Annotated in this window: 17 protein-coding genes; 2 read left to right on the top strand and 15 right to left on the bottom strand. The window is 72.2% G+C overall.

Annotated elements, in window-relative coordinates; translation table 11 throughout:
* Nucleotides 1-39: 39 nt before the first annotated feature.
* From ACY34K_RS30875 to ACY34K_RS30835, 9 genes are all read right to left on the bottom strand, one after another.
* Complete coding sequence (locus ACY34K_RS30875) at nt 40-1,587, bottom strand: alpha,alpha-trehalose-phosphate synthase (UDP-forming) (RefSeq protein WP_462753014.1); 1,548 nt, start codon at nt 1,585-1,587, stop codon at nt 40-42.
* A gap of 96 nt (nt 1,588-1,683) precedes the next feature.
* Nucleotides 1,684-2,754: a zinc-dependent alcohol dehydrogenase gene (locus ACY34K_RS30870; protein WP_462753012.1), complete on the bottom strand. Its 1,071-nt coding sequence runs from the start codon at nt 2,752-2,754 to the stop codon at nt 1,684-1,686.
* 56 nt (nt 2,755-2,810) lie between these two features.
* Nucleotides 2,811-4,013: an acyl-CoA dehydrogenase family protein gene (locus ACY34K_RS30865; RefSeq protein ID WP_462753010.1), complete on the bottom strand. Its 1,203-nt coding sequence runs from the start codon at nt 4,011-4,013 to the stop codon at nt 2,811-2,813.
* Nucleotides 4,014-4,501: 488 nt separating this feature from the next.
* Nucleotides 4,502-4,648, bottom strand: a complete 147-nt coding sequence (locus ACY34K_RS30860; protein ID WP_462753008.1) for an LxmA leader domain family RiPP — start codon at nt 4,646-4,648, stop codon at nt 4,502-4,504.
* A 133-nt stretch (nt 4,649-4,781) separates the two neighbouring features.
* Nucleotides 4,782-5,744: a T3SS effector HopA1 family protein gene (locus ACY34K_RS30855; protein ID WP_462753007.1), complete on the bottom strand. Its 963-nt coding sequence runs from the start codon at nt 5,742-5,744 to the stop codon at nt 4,782-4,784.
* Entirely contained in the window at nt 5,741-6,871 is a 1,131-nt protein-coding gene (lxmK, locus tag ACY34K_RS30850) for a class V lanthionine synthetase subunit LxmK (RefSeq protein ID WP_462753006.1), read from the bottom strand. The genes ACY34K_RS30855 and lxmK overlap by 4 nt, the downstream gene beginning before the upstream one ends.
* Before the next feature lie 16 nt (nt 6,872-6,887).
* Entirely contained in the window at nt 6,888-7,970 is a 1,083-nt protein-coding gene (locus tag ACY34K_RS30845) for a ParB/RepB/Spo0J family partition protein (RefSeq protein WP_462753005.1), read from the bottom strand.
* A gap of 135 nt (nt 7,971-8,105) precedes the next feature.
* Nucleotides 8,106-9,317 (bottom strand): IS701 family transposase, encoded by a 1,212-nt coding sequence (locus ACY34K_RS30840; RefSeq protein ID WP_462753003.1) that lies wholly within the window; start codon nt 9,315-9,317, stop codon nt 8,106-8,108.
* A 186-nt stretch (nt 9,318-9,503) separates the two neighbouring features.
* On the bottom strand, nt 9,504-10,478 hold the full coding sequence (locus tag ACY34K_RS30835; protein WP_462753001.1) for an LLM class flavin-dependent oxidoreductase: 975 nt from the start codon (nt 10,476-10,478) through the stop codon (nt 9,504-9,506).
* Between the two features lie 490 nt (nt 10,479-10,968).
* On the opposite strand from ACY34K_RS30835, the gene ACY34K_RS30830 reads away from it, so the two are divergent.
* Nucleotides 10,969-11,637: a TetR family transcriptional regulator gene (locus ACY34K_RS30830; protein ID WP_462752999.1), complete on the top strand. Its 669-nt coding sequence runs from the start codon at nt 10,969-10,971 to the stop codon at nt 11,635-11,637.
* On the opposite strand, the gene ACY34K_RS30825 is transcribed toward ACY34K_RS30830, so the two are convergent.
* The 3 genes from ACY34K_RS30825 to ACY34K_RS30815 form a co-directional block, all read right to left on the bottom strand.
* Nucleotides 11,631-12,281, bottom strand: a complete 651-nt coding sequence (locus ACY34K_RS30825; protein ID WP_462752997.1) for an HAD family hydrolase — start codon at nt 12,279-12,281, stop codon at nt 11,631-11,633. The genes ACY34K_RS30830 and ACY34K_RS30825 overlap by 7 nt on opposite strands.
* Nucleotides 12,282-12,498: 217 nt before the next feature.
* Nucleotides 12,499-13,707, bottom strand: coding sequence for an acyl-CoA dehydrogenase family protein (locus ACY34K_RS30820; RefSeq protein ID WP_462752995.1), 1,209 nt, complete (start codon nt 13,705-13,707; stop codon nt 12,499-12,501).
* A gap of 526 nt (nt 13,708-14,233) precedes the next feature.
* Entirely contained in the window at nt 14,234-15,337 is a 1,104-nt protein-coding gene (locus ACY34K_RS30815; protein WP_462752993.1) for a ScbA/BarX family gamma-butyrolactone biosynthesis protein, read from the bottom strand.
* A 140-nt stretch (nt 15,338-15,477) separates the two neighbouring features.
* Here ACY34K_RS30815 and ACY34K_RS30810 point away from each other — a divergent pair, with 140 nt between their 5' ends.
* The gene (locus tag ACY34K_RS30810) at nt 15,478-16,161 is read left to right on the top strand and encodes a ScbR family autoregulator-binding transcription factor (protein WP_462752991.1); all 684 of its coding nucleotides are present in this window, start codon (nt 15,478-15,480) and stop codon (nt 16,159-16,161) included.
* A gap of 364 nt (nt 16,162-16,525) precedes the next feature.
* Here the strand turns inward: ACY34K_RS30810 and ACY34K_RS30805 are convergent, their stop codons facing one another.
* Genes ACY34K_RS30805 through ACY34K_RS30795 form a run of 3 tightly spaced genes read right to left on the bottom strand, consistent with a single transcriptional unit; the run spans nt 16,526 to nt 20,434 of the window.
* Complete coding sequence (locus ACY34K_RS30805) at nt 16,526-18,592, bottom strand: iron ABC transporter permease (protein ID WP_462752989.1); 2,067 nt, start codon at nt 18,590-18,592, stop codon at nt 16,526-16,528.
* Nucleotides 18,593-18,596: 4 nt separating this feature from the next.
* Nucleotides 18,597-19,577 (bottom strand): iron-siderophore ABC transporter substrate-binding protein, encoded by a 981-nt coding sequence (locus tag ACY34K_RS30800; protein WP_462752987.1) that lies wholly within the window; start codon nt 19,575-19,577, stop codon nt 18,597-18,599.
* Nucleotides 19,574-20,434, bottom strand: coding sequence for an ABC transporter ATP-binding protein (locus ACY34K_RS30795; RefSeq protein WP_462752986.1), 861 nt, complete (start codon nt 20,432-20,434; stop codon nt 19,574-19,576). The genes ACY34K_RS30800 and ACY34K_RS30795 overlap by 4 nt, the downstream gene beginning before the upstream one ends.
* Between the last annotated feature and the right edge of the window lie 82 nt (nt 20,435-20,516).

Raw genomic sequence — 20,516 nt, 5'->3', positions numbered from 1 at the left:
GGAGGGCGCCGCCCGGGCGGGAGGTGGAGGGCGTCTGGTTCATGTGAGGACCCAATCGGTGCGCAGGACAGGCTCGTCCCGCAGGTCGTCGGCGGACGGTGCGGAGCCCCCGGAGGGCGGGCCGCCGGCAGGCGGACCTGCGGAGCCGCCGGCCCCCAGGGCCCCGAGGAACGAGCGGGCCCAGTGGCCGACGTCATGGGTGAGGACCTGCTCGCGCAGGGCGGCCATCCGCTTCGCGCCCTCCTCGGCGGGTACGTGCAGTGCGTCGTGGAGCGTTGTCTTCACCTGGTCGATGTGGTGCGGATTGACCAGGAAGGCGCTGGTCAGTTCAGCGGCCGCGCCGGCGAACTCGCTCAGCACCAGGGCGCCGCCGAGGTCGTGCCGGCACGCGACGTACTCCTTGCAGACGAGGTTCATGCCGTCCCGCAGCGGGGTGACGAGCATGACGTCCGCCGCGGAATAGAAGGCGGCGAGTTCCTCGCGGCCGACCGAGGTGTGCAGATAGTGCACGGCCGGGGAACCGACGCGGCCGAACTCGCCGTTGATGCGGCCGACGGTGCGCTCGACGTCCTCGCGCATGCGGACGTAGTGCTCGACCCGCTCCCGGCTCGGGGTGGCGATCTGCACCATCGTCACGTCCTCGGGCGCGAGCCGCCCCTCGGCGAACATCTCGTGCAGCGCCCGCAGCCGGATGTCGATGCCCTTGGTGTAGTCGAGCCGGTCCACGCCCAGGATGATCTTCTTCGGATTGCCCAGCTCGGCGCGTATCTCCCGTGCCCGGCGCCGCACGCCGGGACGGCGCGCGAGCCGGTCGAGCTCACCGGCGTCGATGGAGATGGGGAACGCGCCCACCTTGACGGTCCGGTCCCCGGCGCGCACTTCGCCGGGGGCGTCCCCCGGTTCCGCGACGGGGCGGGCCGGCTCCAGTCCGGCGAGCCGGCGCGCCAGCCACTGGAAGTTGCGGGCGCCGCCGGGCCGGTGGAATCCGATGAGGTCGGCGCCCAGCAGCCCTTCGACGATCTCGGCCCGCCAGGGCAGCTGCATGAAGAGTTCCACGGGCGGAAAGGGGATGTGGAGGAAGAACCCGATGCGCAGATCGGGCCGCAGCTCGCGGAGCATCGCCGGGACGAGCTGCAGCTGGTAGTCCTGGACCCAGACGGTGGCCCCGGGCGAGCTGACCTCGGCGGCCGCCCGGGCGAACTTCCTGTTGACCCGTACGTACGCCTCCCACCAGCCCCGGTGGTACTCGGGCGGCATGACCACGTCGTGGTAGAGCGGCCACAGGGTGGTGTTGGAGAAACCCTCGTAGAAGCCGCTGACCTCCTCGTCCGACAGGGCGACCGGGTGCAGCCGCAGTTCGCCGTCGGCCGGCGGGGGCAGGTCGTCGCCGGCGGTCCCGGGCCAGCCGACCCAGGCTCCCCGGTGGGCGCGCAGGAACGGCTCCAGCGCGTTGACCAGTCCGCCGGGGCTGTGCCGCCAGCGGCGTGTTCCGTCGGGGTCGCTCTCCAGGCTCACGGGCAGCCTGTTGGCCACCACGACGAGCCCTGCCCCGCTCGTCGTCTCGGTGTGCTCGTCCTTCTCTTCCATCCGTAGGCCTCTTTCGGGGAGAGGTCGCCGCCCGCCCGCCGGATGGGGGTCGGCGGGCGGACGGCCGGTCGGGGTGCGCCGGGCGGTGCCGGGCGGTTACGACCGGAAGTCGACGATCGTCTTGAGGTCGGTCGTGAAGCGGTACTTCTCGAAGATGTCGACCAGCCCGTCGTAGTCGCTGAACTTGTGGACCGTGGACAGCAGGGCCTTGCCGTCGACGATGCCCGTCAGCAGCATCTGCATGGCCGACGCGATGACGTTGGCGCTCTTGTGCATGGGGAAGTGCGTGACGTCGAAGGGGGCGGAGATGATGTTGATGCCCTTGGCGAGCATCAGCCAGGTGTCGAACTTCTGCATCTCCTGGGAGGCGCCGTAGAGGATGTAACGGCCGCCTGCCTTCATCTTGCGCATCGCCACCCGGCGCGGGTCCTTGTTCTCGTCGGCGACCTGGACGGTGGGGAGCGCGTCGAAGACGTAGTCGAAGGTGCCTTCGTCCACGGTCTCGATGAGCTCGTCCGGCAGGTAGGCCTTGTCCGAGAACTGCTGCTCCGCGAAGGCGTTGCGGGCCGGGTTGGCGTCGACCGACACCACGGTGTTCGCGGCGAGCAGGCGCTTGATGATGCTGCCCGCGATGACTCCGATCGGGCCGGTGCCCATGACGAGCACCTTGTCGCCGACCTTCGGCGGGTTGGACAGCACGGAGCGCAGGGCCCCGGTGACCGGTTCGATGAAGGACGCCTCGAGGTCGCTCAGCTCGTCGGGTATCTTCACCGCGGCCGCGCGGCGGTCGTCGTAGAAGTTCCGGTCTGCCTCGAAGACGTCCTCCTTGATCTGGCCGGAGAAGATGGGGCGGACGGTGCGGTACTCGGCGAAGCCACCGAAGTCGGTCTGGCCCCAGTACACGACCCGGTCGCCGATCTTGAGGTCGACGCCCGACGCGTCGAACTCGGGGCCGATGTCCACGACCTCACCCAGGTATTCGTGCCCCAGCACGACCGGGTATTCGGAAGGGAAGAGATGACCTTCGTAGAAGGAGATGTCGGTGGAGCAGATGGAAACGCACCGGGTCTTCATGAGCAGCCCGTCGAGCGGTGTCTCCGGAATGGGCAGATCCGCGAGCTCGGTCTTGCGCGGAGCCAGCAGCTGAACGGCCTTCATCGTTGCCATGTTCTCGTTCTCCCGTTGTTTTGTTCGATGACGAATGCCTGAGGTCTTTGCCGGGTTCACCGGCGCGTCTGCAGCGGGCCGCCGAGGAGGTACTGGCCCACCATTTCGAAGTGGGTCGGCGACAGCGTGATGTGCTTGACCGCGGAATGGATGTCGCGGAAGCAGCGTTCGAGCCGGCTGGTGGCGTAGACCGAGCTCGCTCCGGCGAGTTTGTACGCGGCGTCCACAGCGGCGACGGTCTTCTCCGCGACCGTGGCGGCGGTGAGCCGAACCAGCGACGTAAGGGAATCTCCGCCCGTTTCCCCGAACGCGGTGACCTGGCGGGCCGTGTCGACGAGAAGCAGTCGAGCGGTGTACAGCTCCATTTCGGCACGGGCCAGTTTCTCCTGCACCACATGGCTCTTGGCGAGCGTGCTCGTGGCACCGGTGGGCGTCTTCTTGGCCGCCAGGGCCTTGAAGGAGTCGATGGCGTCCTGGGCGACGCCCAGTGCGGTCGACGCGGAAGTGAAGGGGCCGAAATCGTAATAGCCGATCGGATAGGCCCGGGACGGTCGTGCGGCGGGCGGACGCAGCATGTCCGAGCCCTTGACGGTGTATTCCTCGGGGACGTGGACGCCGGACACCGTGAAATGGTTGCTGCCGGTGCCGCGCAGTCCGACCGTGTACCAGGTGTCACGGATCTCGACGTCCGAGCGCCGCACGAAAAGCATGCGGGTCTCGGGGCCCTCGGGGGTCCTGCGCACCTCGCCGTCCTTCGTCACGAAGGCGGCGGCCACCAGCCAGTCCGCGTGGGCCGAGCCGCTGGCGAAGGCCCACTCGCCGGTGAGGCGGTAGCCGCCCGGAACCTCCTCGGCGTGACCGGAGGGGTTCACTCCGCCGACGACGAGTCCGTCGTGGTCACGGAAGAGCTCGGTCGAGGTGCTCTCGGGCAGGTAGTCCGACAGCCGGCCGATGGCTCCCTGGACGCCCATCTGCCAGGCCACGGAGGCGTCCAGGGCGGCCAGGGCGCGGATGACGGCGGAGCCGGTCTCGATGCTCGCCTGCTCGCCGCCGAACTCCCTGGACACCCACATGCGGGGGATGCCGGCGTCCCGGAGCGCCTCGAAGACGGGGCGGGAGGTGACACGGTCGTGGTCGGCCCGCTCCCTGGCCTCCTCGATGACCGGCGCGATCTTCTCGACCCGGGCCAGCCACTCCTCGGTCTCCGCGGTCGGGGCCGGGACCGGCAGCCCACCCTGGGCGTCGCTCCATGAAAACACGTCACTCACTCCACAATCACAGATCGTTCGGCGGACAATTGGCGGGTACGGAAAGGCACGCACCGTGGGGCGGGGCCGGCACAGCGGCCGTCGTCGCGGGTATGCGCATCGGCGTTGACGCGCGAAATGGGGTCCGGATGCCGGCGCATACCGCGCCCGTCGGGACTTCCGCAGGAATTGAACGCGTCCGTGCGGCAGGTCCGGTGACTGAAGCCGGGCCGGGCGACGAAGGCTTCCGCGAGGGGCGGAGCCGGAATCACGAGCCGCCGTCGACTTCCCTCTTATCTTCGGTGAGAACCTCGGGGTGCGGCAAGCGTGACCTGGCCAAGTAGGCCGGGCTTTGCACATCGTGTTGTGCGGTGCCCGGCAGGGCATCGTCACACATGAAAAGAGCCCGGGGCCCATACAGGGCTCCCGGGCTCTTTCTCGGTTCGCTCCGGTTTCCTTCGGCGCGTCAGTGCGTCATCGCGCCGCAGGGGTTCGGTGCCTCAGTTGTTGTGCGTAAGGGTGAAGGTCGGGGTGATCGACCAGCCCGGGGTCTTCGCGGACGCGGAGGCCTCGAGGGCCGACGCGAGCTCCTGCACGTCCGTGTAGGCGTCGAAACCGGAAACCAGCTCGTTGAGCTCCTTCTCCATGGTTCTTCCTTTCGCATCGGGATATTGACGGAACATCGGCCCCGTCGGGCCGTGAACTTTTATAACAAGGGTTTGAGGTGTGCGGCCAGGGCCGGGTTTCCGGAGTTGCACACGGACACCGCCGGACGGGAATTCATTCGAGATTTTCCGCCGGTTCCAGGGGATTGACGCGTGCCTCCGCGAACCGCGCGGCCAGCAGTTCGTGCGCGGTACCGGACTCCGGCGCCAGGGCGTGGTCGACGAGCGCGCCGGCGAGTACGTGCGCCCGGTGTTCGCCGAAGCTCATGCCTCTCATGCCGGGCCGGGGGTCGTCGGGTTCGCAGGCCGTGGCGAGTCCGGGCGCATGCCGTCTGGCGAAGACCGATGTGCCCCCGTCGATCGCCGGATGGCCGTCCACGGCCCGCGCCAGCAGGCCTACGGCCGCGGCGGCGTCCTCCCGGTCCAGATAGACCACCAGGGCGTCCCTGCGGGGGTAGTGCAGGGGCACGGAGCCGGCTTTGGCGCGGTAGCCGACGGCCGTGGACTCCAGGCAGGTGAGCACGTCGCCCAGCAGTCCCGGTGCGCGCACGGGGTCCCGGACATGGAGGTAGACGCGCAGGAGGTGGCGCCCGGTCGGCGCTCCGCGCGACCCGGTGACGAAGAAGTAACCGGGCGAGACCGCCGGGTTGACCGCGGGCCAGGTCAGTGGCACGGGCCGGCCCGCCTCCACGCTGCCGGCGGAGGGGACGATCATCGTCCTGGGCACCCGCACCCGTACGCCACTGACCTCGGCCACGATCTCGGCCGAGTCGCCGGCTTCGACGACGAGGGCGGTCAGCGGGGTGTGCCGGTGCGGCACCATGCGCGCGAACTCGGCCTCCAGTGCGGCGTCCCGGAGCGTGCGCGGGATCTTGACCGGCTGTGGGAGGCCCGCGTGGAGGGTCTCGTAGACCGCCCCGGCCAGCAGGCCCTTCAGCTCGCGCGGGGTGTCCGCGGAGAGGTCGCGCCCGGGCAGCCGCGCGGTGCGGCCGTCCGCCGCGACGTGCATGGTGTCGACGGCTGTCCGGAGCCGTTCGGCGAGCGGTCCCGGCGCGGTGCGGTACGCCTTCGTGGTCATCGGGGCTCTCCTCGTCCGCCGGGTCCCAGGTCTCCCAGCCCGATCGCGGCGCCGAACCGCTCGGGGTGCAGCAGGATCCGCCGGCCGATGCCGGCGGCGGCGCGGCTGAAGGCGCCGAGGCGCGGCGCCTGCGACGCTCCGGCCAGCAGCCGGTCGTAGAGGTGCCAGCCGGCGAAGGCGGTGGCCCGCGCCGTGAAGCCGGGTCCGGGGTCCGGTCGTGTCTCGCCGTAGGCCTGCCGGAAGGCGCGGATGCGCGGACGGATCCGCTCGATCTCCGCGGTGATCAGGGCGACGGTGTCCTCGGTGCCCGGTGCCGACCCGCCGGTGGCGGGGGCGGCGGCCAGCACGGCGCGGTGCAGCCACTCTCCGGTGAAACTGCCGATGTCCCGGGCCGGGTCGGCCAGGCGGAACTCCTCCCAGTCGGACAGGTACAGCTCCCCTCGGGCGAGCAGGAACTGGTCCAGGCGCAGATCGGCGTGCACGGGCCGGCGGGGCGCCCGTGCCGAGTCGTCGCGCAGCCGTCGCAGCGCGTCGGCCACCTCGTGGTCCCGCTGCAGCAGGGCCCAGGCTTCGAGTTCGGCCCTGCTGGAGCCGGCGAAGGTGTCGAACGGCAGTGCCCGCAGATGGTCCAGGGGGAAGAAGGCGGGGGGCGGGCCGGACGGGGCGCTGTCGGGGGGCAGCCGGTGCACGGCGGCGACGGTCCGGCCGGCGCGCCGGCACCAGTCGGGGCCGAACCCGTCGTCGCGCTCGGCGTGGTCGCTGCCGGCCTCGGCGTCGGTGAGGAGTTCGAAGACCATGAGGCGGGCCGGTTCGTCCCAGCCGAGGCAGCGGGGGCTCAGAAGGGGCTCGGTCGGGTGGGTCGTACGGGCGCGCTCGAAGGCGACGGCCCGGTCCAGCCGCTCCGCGGCGGTGCGGCCGCCGCCGAGTTGTTTGACGAAGACGCGGTGCCCGCCCGTAGTGGTACCGGCCCAGTTCTGGTTGCGTCCGGGGTACGCGACGACGTCGCCCGGGTCGAGACCGCCGAGCCCCAGACGGGTGAGCAAGGTGTTGACCTGCGGTGTCTGCGAGAGGTCGGCGGCCAGGAGCTCTTTGCGCGCCGGTGGGTCCGTGACGTGGGTGGATGGCATCAGGTGGTGTGTTCCTTCATGTCCGGCGGTCGAGCCGCTCGCTGAACTCGACCCAGAGCCGGGCGCATTCACGAGCAGCCGCTGAAACGTTTTCGTAGCTGTGTGGCGGCAGTCCGGCGATCAGTTCGTCCCCGGACGCCTCGAACAGGAGGCGGTTGTCGAGCAGACGGATCAGCATCCGTCCGGCCTCGCTGTGCCTCAGCGAGGGGTCCCTGCGCAGCAGGGACAGGGGTGCGACCGCGGGCCGGGCCGGCGGGGCGGCGGTGACGCCGGTGACAGGGGCCGGGCGCTCCTCCGGCACCCGCGTCTCCCGTACGGCGCCGGGTGCGGCGTCGTGCGCCGGGGTGGCGGTGGCGCCGCGCGCCCCCGCCGGCACGGGGTCCTCACCCAGGCGCAGCCGTCTGCGGACGTCGCGCACCGTCCCCGGCGAGAGCCCGGAGGCCGCGGCCACTTCCCTCAGGGACGCCTCCGGGTGGGCCGTGATGTACTCGGCGGCGCGCATCCGCCCGTCGGCGGTGCTCAGAGGACGTACCCTGCCGTCCCGGCCGGTCCGTGTGTGCAACTGTCGTGTTCCGGCAGTTGCACGCCTGCGGATCCGGCCGACCGTGTCGACGGACAGGCCGGTGACGGACGCGACGGCGCGGTCGGACCAGTGCGGGTGGGAGGCGACGACCCGCTCGGCCGCTGCGGCCCGCTCCGTGCGGGAAAGCGGCAGGCCGTGCTGGACGTTGGCGGCGACCGCCAGCGCGTACGCGTCGCGGTCGGAGCCGTCGAAGAACCGGACGGCGATCTCGCTCTCGCCCCTGAGCAGGGCGGCCCGTACCCGGTGTGCGCCGTCGATGACGCGCATCGTCGACGCGTGCACGATCACGGGCGGAAGTCTTGCGCCCGACTCGGCGAGTGTACGGGCGTGTTCGGCGCTCTCGCTCTCGCTGCGCGGGGAGTCGGCCGGTGCCAGCTCGCTGATCCGCACCATCGTGACGGCCGTGGACGGCACCGGCAGTGCCTGCGTCTCCCGGCCGGGTGCGGCCTGCGCGGTCCGGCCCGCCGGGTTCCGTTCGGCCGGGGCCTGCACGGCCCGTGCCTCCTGGCGCGGCACGGCCGGTACGTTCCGGCGCGGTAAGGACCGTGCCTCCCCCACCGCCGGCCCGGCGCCGGCGCTCGCTTCCCGTTGGGCGTGCGTGTCCGCCACGTGTCATCCCTCCCCCGTTGACCTCCCCCGACGGACCGCGGCTCAGGAGATCATCCTCATGTGCCGGACCTGCTGTTGCGGCACACGGACGACTTCGCCGTGCACGCCCTCCCCGCTGCTCCGCAGCCGGCTGTAGGCGTAGGCGGCCGACGCCATGGTCATGTGGTGGTGCCAGCCCGGATAGGAACGCCCCTCGAAGTCGAGGATCCCGAAGTCCTCGGCCAGTTCGGCCACGGCCGCCTCGGTACTCCTCGCGCTCCGGGCGAGTGCCTGGATCTCGTCGGGGTGGCGGTCCATCAGGTTGGTGATCCAGTACCGGGCCCGCCGGTTCTCCTGCGTCGACGGCCGTACCACCAGCCGGTAGGTGTACGGGGCCGGCCCGTCCGCACCGGCCGCGCCGGGCAGCCGCACCGACTCGGTGTGGAACAGGAGTTGTTCCCGGTGCCCGGTCGGCCGGCGCGCCGCCACCACGTGAGCCTGCCTCGTCCGGCCCCGGGTCATGAGGTCCGCGGCGGCGACCGGACGCAGTCCGGCCCGGGCCGGCAGTACGGGCTGCGCGGGGTTCACCTCGCACACGAAGTCCTGGTGGCGGCGGACCAGTCCGCCGGCGACGAGAGCTGCGTCCGGGCTCCGGCGCAGGTCCATCACCCAGGGAATGCGGCGCAGTGCCGGATGGGCGGCGACCTCGCTCGCGAAGCTCATCGCGTGGGCCCACGCCGGAGCGGCGGTGGCCGAGTCGGGGATGCGCGCCCGGCGCCTGCGGACCTCGTCGTTGCACCAGGTGTCGTCGAGCACGATGCGCCAGTCCACCGGGGCGCTGTAGCCGCTCGTCGTCAGGAACAGCCCCACCGCCTGCTGGCCGTTGACGATCCGGCCGGCGGCGTGGTCGAAGCGCCGGTGGACGCCCACCGAGTGCTCGCCGCGCTTGGGGATGGTGACCTCGGTGACGTTCCAGGCCAGTGGACGCCGGTGGGCCACCAGGGTGCGGACCAGCGCCTGGCGCACGACGGACCAGTCCCAGGGGCTGGCGTTGATGAACTGCTGCAGTCCGTGGGTGGAGGCGGCGCTGGGTGCCCCGGCCCTGGCGAGACTCTGCAGGGTCTTCCTGCCGGGCACGTTCAGCAGCCCGTTGAGGTAGGCCCGTGCCCAGCGGCGCTGGTCGACGCGCTGAAGAGAGGCGAAGACGTCGTCCACGAAGGCCGTCAGGCCGTTCGGGACCGTGGTTGTGGTGCGGTCGATGTGGTCCGTCAGCATGCGGGTCACTCCCCCTTGTGCCGCCCGCACCCGGCTGGTGCGGTCCTGCGCGATCAACCCACTCGATAAAATACCTTCTCGTAGGTCAGTTTTCTGGGCGTGGCGATCTACTTTCCCAATTCGCCCACTGAGCAGGGGGTTTGACTCGCTCCGAACGAACGCCCGACCGTGCGCGTGGCCGGAGGATCAGCTTCCGTACGCCTTCGCGATGGCATGCAGGTCACTCAGCGCCGCCCGGGCGCCCTCGGTCAGGAAGACCCCCGACACATTGACGACGACCTCGTCCACGCCGTGGTCGCTGTACTGCCGCAACCCGGCGGCGATGTCGTCCGGGGTACCGGTGAGATAGACCCCGCTGTCGACGAGGGCGGCGGCGCCCCGTCCCGCGTCGGAGGGATCGGCGTCCACGCCGGCCTTCCGCAGCATGTCCGCGTAGTGCGCCGAGCGAAGGTGCGCCCCTACGGCGGCCTTCGCGGCTCCCGGGAGGTCACGGCCCGGCCGCCGTACGGCGGTGTGCACGACACTCACGACGCGGGGCACCGGCCGGCCGTGCTCGCGCGCCCCCCGCTCCAGGGCCGGCACGAGCTCCTCCGAGAGGTACCAGTGCGGGGCGAGCCAGGTGATGGCCGCGTCGGCCACCCGCCCCGCCGTCCGGGCCATGCCGGGCCGCAGCACCCCGAGGCCCACCTCCACCGGAGGCGCGTCCAGTGGCGGCAGCGCGTACCTGGTGGTGTGGTACGCCCCCCGGTGTTCGACCGTTTCGCCGTCCAGAAGCCTCCGCATCAGCACGGCGTACTCCGCCATGGCACCCAGGGGCCGTTCATAGGGGGCGCCCAGCAGCCGCTCCTGGAACTCCACCGCCCCGGGGCCGTACCCCGCCACGTACGGCAGGCCGGACAGCGCGGCGAGGCTGCGGGCCTCGACCGCGGCCTGGTAGGGGTGCCGCAGCGGGGCGAGGGAGACCGCCGTTCCCAGGGCGAGCCCGGGCAGCCGGGCGGCGAGCCCGGCCAGGGCCAGCTGGGACTCGATCTGCAGGGACTGGCCGAGCCACAGCCGCCGCGCACCCAGCCGCTGGGCGAACGTGCCGAACGCGGTCATCGCGTCGAGGGACTGGGGAGGCGCGGGCTGGAAGAACGAGAGCGCTCGCCGGCTCGACGACATGGTTTTCCTCCTTGGCGTGGCTCACCGGGCGCCGGGCCCGCGGGGCCTGTGGGTGTGGGGTGTGTACGCGGACGGGGCGGCGGGCGCGGCCGGCGGGTCGCCGCACCGGCGGGCGCCGCCACGGGCGGATCACGTCGCGACCCGTCGGACCCGCGGGGATCACGTCGTCGCGACCCTCCGGATTCACGGATCACTTCGCGACCCGCGGGCTCACGGGATCAGTTCGCGATCCGCCGGGCTCACGGGACCGGTTCGGTGATCCCGCTCAGCGGGTCGACCGTAACGGCACCTCGTGGGCCGGAGCGGTGACGGGCGACTTCGCCGCGCGACTTTGACAGTTCGGTGCCGGGCCGGGTGCCGCGCGTTCCCGCGCGAGGTGCGTAAATCGGCCAGTCCTGCGTCGAGCGGGTTGAGACGCGGCCACTCACAGGAAAAGATTCCTCACAGAAGGTTATCGAAGGGTCGAGGACCTCGAGGGGACATCGTGGTCATGCAAGACAGAGCGCGCCGAACACACGAGTCGCTGCTGGACGCGGCGGCGGAGGAGTTCGTACGGCACGGGTACACCGGAGCCAATCTGCAGCGGGTGGCGGAACAGGCACAGATGACCAAGGGAGCGCTGTACGCGCATTTCCCCTCGAAGCACGTGCTGGCCATGGCCCTCATCACCCCCTTCGAACGGGACTGGCGCGAACTGCTCCTCCGCGCGACGGGATCGGGGCGTCCCGCGTCCGGGCAGGCCCTGCTCGACCTGGTCATCGGCCTGGTGAGCCGGCTGCAGACGGATCTGCGCTTCCGGGCGGGCTTCCACCTCGCCGCGGAGGACGCCCGGGCCCGGCGCCGGCTGCCGGGCGTGATCGAGGACTTGACCGGCATCCTCCCGGCGCTGGTCCGCGACGCCCAGGGAGACGGGGAGACGAGCCGCTCCCCCGAGCCCGAGGCGGTCAGCCGGCTCCTGGTCACCTTGATCTTCGGGGTCTATTACACCACCGCCACCTGCCAGTTGGACGCCCTCTCCGACCAGGTCTCCGGGATCCTCGAATGGGTCGCCGGCCCCGCACCCGACACGGGCGCCGCGGGCTGCGAACTCGCCCTCGCCGACACGGCGGACTGCCCGCGACGCCCCACCGCACGGTGCGAGAGCGAAGTCGCTCACTGAGCGGGAAGCCTGCGCGCCCCGGGCAGGGCCGCCCGCAGTCGCGGGTCGTCCCCGACCACGGTGGGGTGCCCGACCTCCGACAGCATCGGCAGGTCCGAGATGTGATCGCCGTAGGCGTGGCAGTCGGCGGGGTCGATGTGCGGATAGCGGCGCAGCAGCCGGCGCACGGCTTGCCGTTTGCCCTCGTCGATGACCGGATCCCCGACGATTCCCCCCGTGAGGACGCCGTCGCTCACCTCCGGGCGCGTGCACAGGACGTGCCGGGCTCCGATGTCGGCGGCGAGGGGTTCCAGCACGGCCGGAAAGGACCCCGAGACGAACACGACGACGGCGTTGCCGGCGCGATGGCGCAGGAGTTCCTCCCGGGTGTCGCGGACGTAGAAGCCTTCCTCGGTCCGTTTCTCGGCCATCCAGCGGCCGCCCCATTCCTTCACCTCGGCGGCGCTCTGTCCCTGCCACGCCTCGTAGAAGGCACGGTTGGCGTCCGTGCGGGACGCGCCGGACGCCAGCAGACCGGCCAGCCGCAGGCGGGTGCGCTCGGCGTGCCGGGCACCGGCGGGCCCGTGCCGCCGCGAGAAGTAGAAGTCCAGGAAGTCGAGCAGAGTCTTGCCCGAGGTCAGCGTCTCGTCGACGTCGCTGAACACGAGCCTGCTCACTCGGTCCGCGGGCTCGGTCGCCCTGTCACCGCCGCGGCGGCCGGGAGGCCTGGCGGCGCCGCCGGATCCTGGTCCGGGGCCGCCGCCGGATCCGGGGCGGTATCCGGATCCGGTTCCGGGGCCGGATCCGGTTCCGGGGCCGGATCCGGTTCCCGAGCCGCCGCCGACCCCCTGCGGGATTGTTCCGCGCATGGCTTCGTCCCTCCTACGACGCGACGACCGCATCCGTCCGGGTCAAGTGCCGGGCGTAGGCCGCGGCCGCCGGCTCCAGGCGCAGCGCCCCGTGGGAGGCGACGGTGAGGACATCGCGCCAGCGGCGCTGCACCTCCCCCCCGGCGTCACGGAGGTGGGAACCACCGGTGCGGAAGAGCAGGTCGACCGCGTCCACGAGCCGTTCCGCGCCCAGGGCGGCGTCCCGCTGGTTGCGTGCCACCGCCGCATCGGTGACAGCGGCGGTGTCGGCTCGTTCCGCGGCTCTGGTCAGCAGCAGTTCTACGGAATCGATGTCCGCGGACGCCCGGGCCAGACGCTCCTGGGCGGCGGCGCTGTCCAGCGGCCTGGGGCGGCCGCCGCCGGTGCCGCCACCAGGGGTGCCGGCCGGGTCCGCGACGGCCCAGCGGGTCCAGGCGTCGAGCGCCGCCCGTGCGGCGCCGAGCGCCGGGGCCACGAACATGAGGCCGCCCGCAAGATGGGCGGGGGCCGCGTGGCACCGGGCGCGCCCCGGTGCGGCGTCCCCCCGCAGCAGCGTGTCGAAGGGGACGGCGCGGTGGACGGGCACGAACGTCTCGCGGAGGACCACGGTGTTGCTGCCGGTGCCCCGCAGCCCCGTGCTGTCCCAGGTGTCCCGGACCGTCACGGCCTCGCGCGGCACCGCGAAGACGTGCACGCGCGGGTCGGATGCGTCGTCCCTGGAGGCGGCCAGCAGCACCCACTGCGCGTGGTCCACCCCGCTGACGAGCGGCCACTCTCCCGTGAGCAGCGCTCCGCCCGGTGCGGGGCGGGCGAGGCCGGCCGCGGGCGCGATACCGGCGGCGATGCGTACGGCGGGAGAGGCGCCCCAGATCTCGTGCTGCGCCTCGTCGGGGAGGTGTGCGGCGAACCGGCCGTGTGCCGCCCACAGCACCGCGCACCACGCCGCCGAGGTGCACCCCTCGGCGACGGTGGCCGCCGCCGTGAACACGTCGCCGAAGGATCCTTCCCCGCCTCCCCACCGGCGGGGCGCGAAGTGCCGTGAGAATCCGGCGGCGTCCAGCGCCGCGACCGTCGGTGCGGACAGCTCGCCTCTCGAGTCCGCGTCGTGCGCGGACCGGGCGGCGACCGATGCGGCGGCGCGGACGTCCTCGTCCCTGAAGCCGGTTCCGGGCGTCCGCGACGTAGCACCGGTCCGCGAGTCGCCGGACGTGAGGGGTGACATAAAGGTCTCCTTGGGAAGCGGAAAGGGGCGGCAGCGGACGGAACTTGGCGGTGAGCATGCCGATACGACCGCTGGTGCGTTGCGGTTGCACGGCCGGATATGTCACGAGCTCGCCATTGCGGCGAAACCTCGTGGTCAAATACCTTCCCCCAGGTATGTATGTGGTTCACACTGTCAACACTTCAATGACCTTTGCGATCAAGGGGGACGCGTGCCGCCCAGTCACGGCCATGGCCACGGCCGCCCCGGGCCCGGGCCGACGGCCGGGCCGAGCCCGGTGGCGGGGCGGGTGTCCGCGCCGGGCAGCACTCCGGCCGGGGCACGTCCAGGGCGTGTTGCGGAAGTGGCGTCGTCCGCCCGAAGGGTGGGGGCGTCTGGTGCGTGCGATCGCGAGGCGGAGGGTGGGGGAACCTCCCGCGCCGCCAGGCGCAGGGAGAGAGAGCGCAGCGGGCTGCGCCGACCACCGACAACGCCACGACCGTGCGTGCCGGACGCCCCCGGCCGGACGGGACTTCCGCAACACGCCCTAGAGCGCGGGCGGTCCCGCGGGGCCGGAGGCCGGCCCGCGGCCCCGGGTGACCCACTCCCCCTCCGACACTGCGACCGCCTTGCCGGCCTGAACGATGTCGACGACGAGGTGGCGCACGCACGACGCCCCGGCGGCGTCCGGCCGTTCGGCCTCGGAACGGACCACCAGGTGCAGGGGCGTGTCCAGCTCCGCGAACGCCAGGCACTGCGTGGCGAGGGAGACGAGCACCGGCGCGGCGTTGCGGTCGCGGCCCGGCGGATGCCGGTCGCCGGCCAGGAGATGGCCCAGTTGCCGCACGCCCTCGAGGAGGACCATCAGCGGCACGTGGTCCGTGGGGTGGTCGAAGAGGATCGCGTGGTCGACGTCGATCCGCAGCCGCCACTCGTCCGGCGCGTCTCCGCGGACGAGCACGACGTCCTTGGACCGCAGCCGTCCCACCATGGACGGCTCCAGCCCCGCGGTCCGCTGCCGCGGCACGACGGCCGCACCGTGCCCCACGGCCGCCGATGCCCCGGCGCCCGCGGAGGGTTCGGCGACCTTCCCCGTGACCCGGCCGCGGCGGCGCAGCAGGGCGTACCTCCGGTCGTCCACGGCGATCACCGTGAGGCTGCCGCGGCCGCACTCCCTGCCGCCGACCGAGAGGCCGACGTCCAGCCGCATGCCGAACCGCTGCGGCGGCTTGTTGTCCACCCAAGTCCACCGGGCGTCCAGGACGACCGGCAAGGGTCGGGGTCCGACGAGCAGCGCGTCGGGGTCCGTGATCTCGAAGTCCATGTGCCGGCCCACGAACCGGTGGCCCGGCGGCACCCCGTAGTGCCAGTGTCCGAGGTAGACGAGGGCCTGCCGGATGGTTTCCGCCACCAGCAGTGGATCGCTGCGGCCCTCGGTGTCGGGGTGGTAGAGAGCGTGGTCACGCGGCCACTGCGCGCCTATCAGGAAGCGGTCGTCCCCCAGCGAGACGGCATCGGTCACGAAGACCTCGGCCACCGCGGCGCGGTGCACCATGTGGCGCGGGATGGTCTGTTGGAACGTGAGGCCGTGTTCCGGCGGCGCGGTGGCGCCCCGGTCGGTCGGCCCGGCTGTCGTACGGCACTGCTGCATGGCTGGTCCCCCCTGCACGCGTCTGCGGCAACTTCCCCCGTCGTCCGCCAACTTCATGAATGTACCTTCACGAAGGTTTATTCCACGGACAACTGCTTTTGTATGCGGTGTAGATCACGAGTCAGTTTGGAGAACCACCCATGAACGGCGCCGTCAGCGGCTCGAGCGGCCGGGCGGCCGACGCCCCCGGCAGGGAACTCAAGCAGGAACGCGCCATCCGGACGCGCGACGCCATCCTCAACGCCGCGGCCCAGGCCTTCGCCGGCAAGGGCTATCCGGCGGTCACCATCCTCGACGTCGCGCAGCTGTGCGGCATGACCAAGGGTGCGGTGTACTTCCACTACGCCAACAAGGAGGCCCTCGCGCTCGCCGTGACGTCGGAGTTCTACCGGCGGCTGCCGGCCATCGCGCAGAGCGTGGAGGAACTGGGACTGTCCCCGCTGTCCTGTGTGGCGGAGCTGCTGTCACGCACCGCCGCCGCGCTGCGCGACGAGACCCTGATGCAGGCGGGCGCGCGCCTGCAGATCGAGCGTGCGCTGATCGGCGTCGATCTGCCGGTGCCGTTCCAGGACTACACCACGTTGATGGCCGACTGGCTGGAGAAGGCCTCGGAAGAGGGTGAACTGCGGGAGTGCGCCTCGCCGCAGGCCCTGGCCCGGGTCATCGTCTCGGCCTTCTTCGGCGCGCAGCACATCTCGTGGATCCTCAACGACCGCGAGGACATCGCGGAAAGGACGCTGGAGGTGGTGAACGCACTGATCCCGGGCAGCGGCGCCGGCGGCGGGAGCCGTCGCCCCGCCACCGCGGCCCGGGCGGAGGACTAGCCTCTCGGAAGGGCCGGTTCCGGCCCCCTTCTGGTGCGCGCGCCGCCGCGCGCCGCCCGAAAACGCCTTCCCGCCTGATGCGGCGCGGTCCATGGCCGCTTTCGATCCGAGCGAACGAGAGGCCGCGCCGGACCTCTCCGACGCGGCCTCCGAGCGGTCCCGTTGGCTCCTGGGGCGCTTCTTTTGGGTCGGGCCGGGCCGGTGAGCGGGCTCTGGTGCGTGCGATCGCAAGGCGAAGGGTGAGGGTACCTCCCGCGCCGCCCGGCGCAGGGGGAGAGAGCGCGGCGGGCCGCGCCGACGACCCACAACACCGCGAGCGAGCGTGCCGGACGCCCCCGGCCGGACGGGACGTCCAAAACACGCCCTAGCGGCGCCCGCGGGCCAGTAGGTAGAGGAAGTACGGCGTTCCGATCACGGCGGTCATCAGGCCCGCGCCGAGCTGGGCCGGGGCGATCACGGTCCGGCCCACCAGGTCCGCGGTGCAGACGAGTGTCGCGCCGAGGAGCACCGCCACGGGGACCACGCGGGCGTGCTGACGGCCCACCAGAGCGCGGGCCGCGTGCGGGGCGACGAGGCCGACGAAGCCGATGGTGCCGGCGGCGGCCACGGCGGTGGCGCTGAGCAGGACGCTCAGGACCAGGAAGCCGAGACGGCCGCGGCCCAGGTCGAGACCGAGGAGCCTCGGGGTGTCCTCGTCGAGCGACACGAGGTCGAGCTCGGTGCGGCGGGCGACCGCGACGACCAGGCTCACGGCGAGGACGACCGCGAGGGGCACGACGTCGGGCAGCGTCCGGCCGTAGGTGGAGCCCGAGAGCCAGGTGAGCGCCTTCGTCGCGTTGAACGGGTCGGTGAGGATGATGAGCAGACTGATCAGGGCGGCCGACCCGGTGGCCACGCCGAACCCGACGAGGACCAGCCGGTTCTGCTGGAACCCGCCTTTGGCCGCGAGCCCGAAGACGACGACCCCGCTGATCGCGGCCCCGGCGAACGCGGCGCCCACCATGCTCCACGAGTCGGCCATGGGCACCGAGGTCACCAGCAGTACGGCGCCCAGGGCGGCGCCGTGGGAGACGCCCAGGATGCCGGGTTCCGCGAGGGGGTTACGGGTGACGGCCTGGACGAGAGTGCCGGACAGGGCGAGCGCGGCGCCGGCGAGGAGGGCGGCGAGAACGCGGGGCACCCGGGTGTCGAGGACGAAGGTGACGGTCTGCCCGGCCCGGCCCAGTGCCCAGTTGGACACGTCGCCCAGGAGCAGTTTGGCGTCTCCCAGCAGGACGCCGGCGATGACCACGCCGACGAAGGTGGCGACCAGGACGGCGGTGCTGGTGAGGAAGGCGGCCCGGCTCCTGATGCGCAGCCGGTCGTCCGGGGCGGCGCCCGCGGTGTCCCGGACGCGCGTGGCCATGACGATCACGAAGAGGGCGCCGACGAGGCTGGTGACGACACCGGTCGGCACGGCGACGGCGGCGTCCGCCGCGACGAGGGCCCGCAGCAGCACGTCCGAGCCCAGCACCACCGCGGCGCCGACGAGGCCCGCGAGGGGGATGCCGGCCCGGGTCCGGGCGAAGGGACGGAATCCGCGGGCGAGGGGGCGGACGAGCGCGGGGGCGCACAGGCCGACGAAGCCGACCGGGCCGGCCAGGGTCACGGCGGCCGTGGAGAGCAGTGCCGCCATCACGACCGCGAGGACGCGGGTGGACCTGACGGGGACGCCGAGCCCCCGGGCGGCGTCGTCGCCGAGCGCCAGGGTGTCGACCCGGCGGGCGAGAAGCAGCAGTCCGGCGAGGCAGACGAGCCCGAGGGGAGCCATCTGCAGCACGCCGTCGAACCCGCTCTGCGAGATGCTGCCCTGGTTCCACTGGTAGATGCCCTCGGTCTGCCGGGGGAACAGCAGGAGCAGCGCCTCGGTGATGGCGGTGAGGCCGAGGGTGAGGGCGCTGCCGGCGAGGACGAGCCGGACGGTGCCGGCGCCGAGGCCGGACAGCCCGAGCACCACGGCGGCGGCCGCGAGGCCGCCGACGAAGGCGACGCCGGAGGAGGCGAGCAGCGGAAGGGAGACGCCCGTGGCCGCCGCCAGGCCGAGGGACAGGTAGGAACCGGCGTTGACGGCCAGGGTGTCGGGCGAGGCCAGGACGTTGCGGGTGACCGCCTGCAGGGCGGCGCCGGCCATGCCGAGCACGATGCCGACGAGCAGGCCCGCGGCCATCCTCGGCAGGCGCGAGGCGATGACCACGGAGGCGTCGGCGGGGTCGGCCCGGCCGGTGAGCGCCTTCCAGACCTCGGGCGCGCCGACGGAGGCCGTGCCCTGGGTGATGTCGACGAGGGCGAGGCCCACGACGAGGAGGAGCAGTGCGGCCGTCACCGCGGCCGCGCCCGTCCGGGACGTGACCGTTGACGGACGGGAGGCGGGAGTTGTCGCGGTGACGGCCATGGTGTTACTTCGTCAGCGCGGCGACGGTGGAGTCGATGTACTGGTTCATCGACTCGGGACCGCCGAACATCCAGATGCCGTCGGGAAGGCGGTGGACGTTGCCCTTCTTCACGAACGGCAGCGAGGTCCACACCTTGTCCTTGGCGAGGACGCCGGTGAAGGGGGTGCTGCTCTTGTCGCCGTCGTTGCCGATGTAGGCGAACTGCACGTCACCGAGCTTGGTCAGGCCCTCGACGTCGGTGCTGCCGAGGCCGTACGCCGGGTCGCCCTTGACGGTCCAGGCGTTCTTCAGGCCGAGCTTCTCGTTGACGCCGCCGATGAGCGAACCGCTGGTGAAGGGCCGGATCGAGACCTGGTTGGAGACGACGTAGCCGTCGGCGAAGGCGTACTTCGCGCCGGCGAGGCCGGCGTCGGCGAGGGCCTTCTTACCTTCGGCGATCTTCGCCTCGAACTGCTTCTTGAGCTTGTCCGCCTGCTCGGTGGTGCCGGTGGCCCGGGCGATGAGGTCGAGGTTCTTCGTCATCCGGCCGATCGGGTCGGCGGCGTCGGCCGACTTCACCTCCAGCACCGGGGCGACCTTGCGGAGCTGCTTGACGGCGGCCGGCGGCAGGTCGGTGGTGGCGACGATGAGGTCCGGCTTCAGGGCGGCGATGGTGTCCATGCTGGGCTCACCGCGGGTGCCGATGTCCTTCGGCTCGTTCTTCAGCGGGACCGCGGTGTTCCAGGTCTTGTAGCCCTTGACGTCGGCGACGCCGGTCGGGTCGACGCCCAGCGAGATCAGGCTCTCGACGACGTTCCACTCGGTTCCGACGACCTTCTTGGCGGGCCCGTCGAGTTCGACCTTCGCGCCGGACGCGTCGGTGAGGGTGATGCGCTCGGCGGGCTTCTTGGCGGCGTCGTCCTTGGCCGGCTCGGTGGTTCCGCAGGCGGTCAGGGTGAGGGCCGCGGCGGTGGCGGTGGCCGCGGTGAGGAGGAGGCGTCTCATGAGGAGGTGCTGAGCCTTTCGCTTCGCGTGTGGTGCCGGCCGATGGCGCGGGTGCGCAGTCTGCCGGTCAGGGGGTCGGTGTCGACGTCGATGCGGATGCCGTACGTCTCGGTGAGACGCTCCGCCGTCAGGACGTCTTCGGGGAGGCCGTCGGCGACGATCCGTCCCGCGTGGAGCAGGACGATCCGGTCGGCGACGGCGGCGGCCTGGTCGAGGTCGTGGAGGACCGCGCCGACGGCGATGCCGTGGTCGTCGGCCAGGTCCCGCATGAGGTCGAGCAGTTCGACCTGGTAGCGCAGGTCGAGGTAGGTCGTCGGTTCGTCGAGGAGCAGGACGCCGGTCTCCTGCGCGAGGCAGCCGGCGAGCCAGACCCGCTGGAGCTGACCTCCGGAGAGGTGCTCGGCACCCCGGTCGGCGAGTTCCGCGACACCCGTCAGGGCGAGCGCATGGTCCACGGCGGCACGGCCGCCCGGGTCGGCCCTGCCCCAGCGCCCGCGGTACGGGTAGCGCCCGAACTCGACGACGTCCCGCACGGTCAGCCCGCTCGGGGTGGGGCGACCCTGCGTCAGCAGGGCCACCCGGCGTGAGAACTCACGGGGGGTCAGCGCGAGGCCGTCGGTGTCGCCGTCGATGACGAGTTCCGCGGTCCGGGGCCGCTGCAGCCGGGCGAGCGTCCGCAGGAGTGTCGACTTCCCGCTGCCGTTCGGCCCCACGAGGACGGTCACCTCGCCGGGCCGCAGCGTCAACGACGCGTCGTGGACGACGTCGACGCCGTCGTAGGCCACGGTGACACCCGTGGCCGACAGTTCATGGCCGCGGGGACGTCGGTCCGCGGTTGTCTCTTCACCAGCTCGCACGCCCCGCAGGTTAGCCTAACCTTACTGTTTCAGAAAGCGGGGGGTCAGGCATTCGCAAGGCGAAAATAAGCCAACCTCGCAT

The sequence above is a fragment of the Streptomyces sp. STAM6 genome (assembly GCF_054963715.1).
This window is presented reverse-complemented; position numbering and strand designations above follow the sequence as displayed.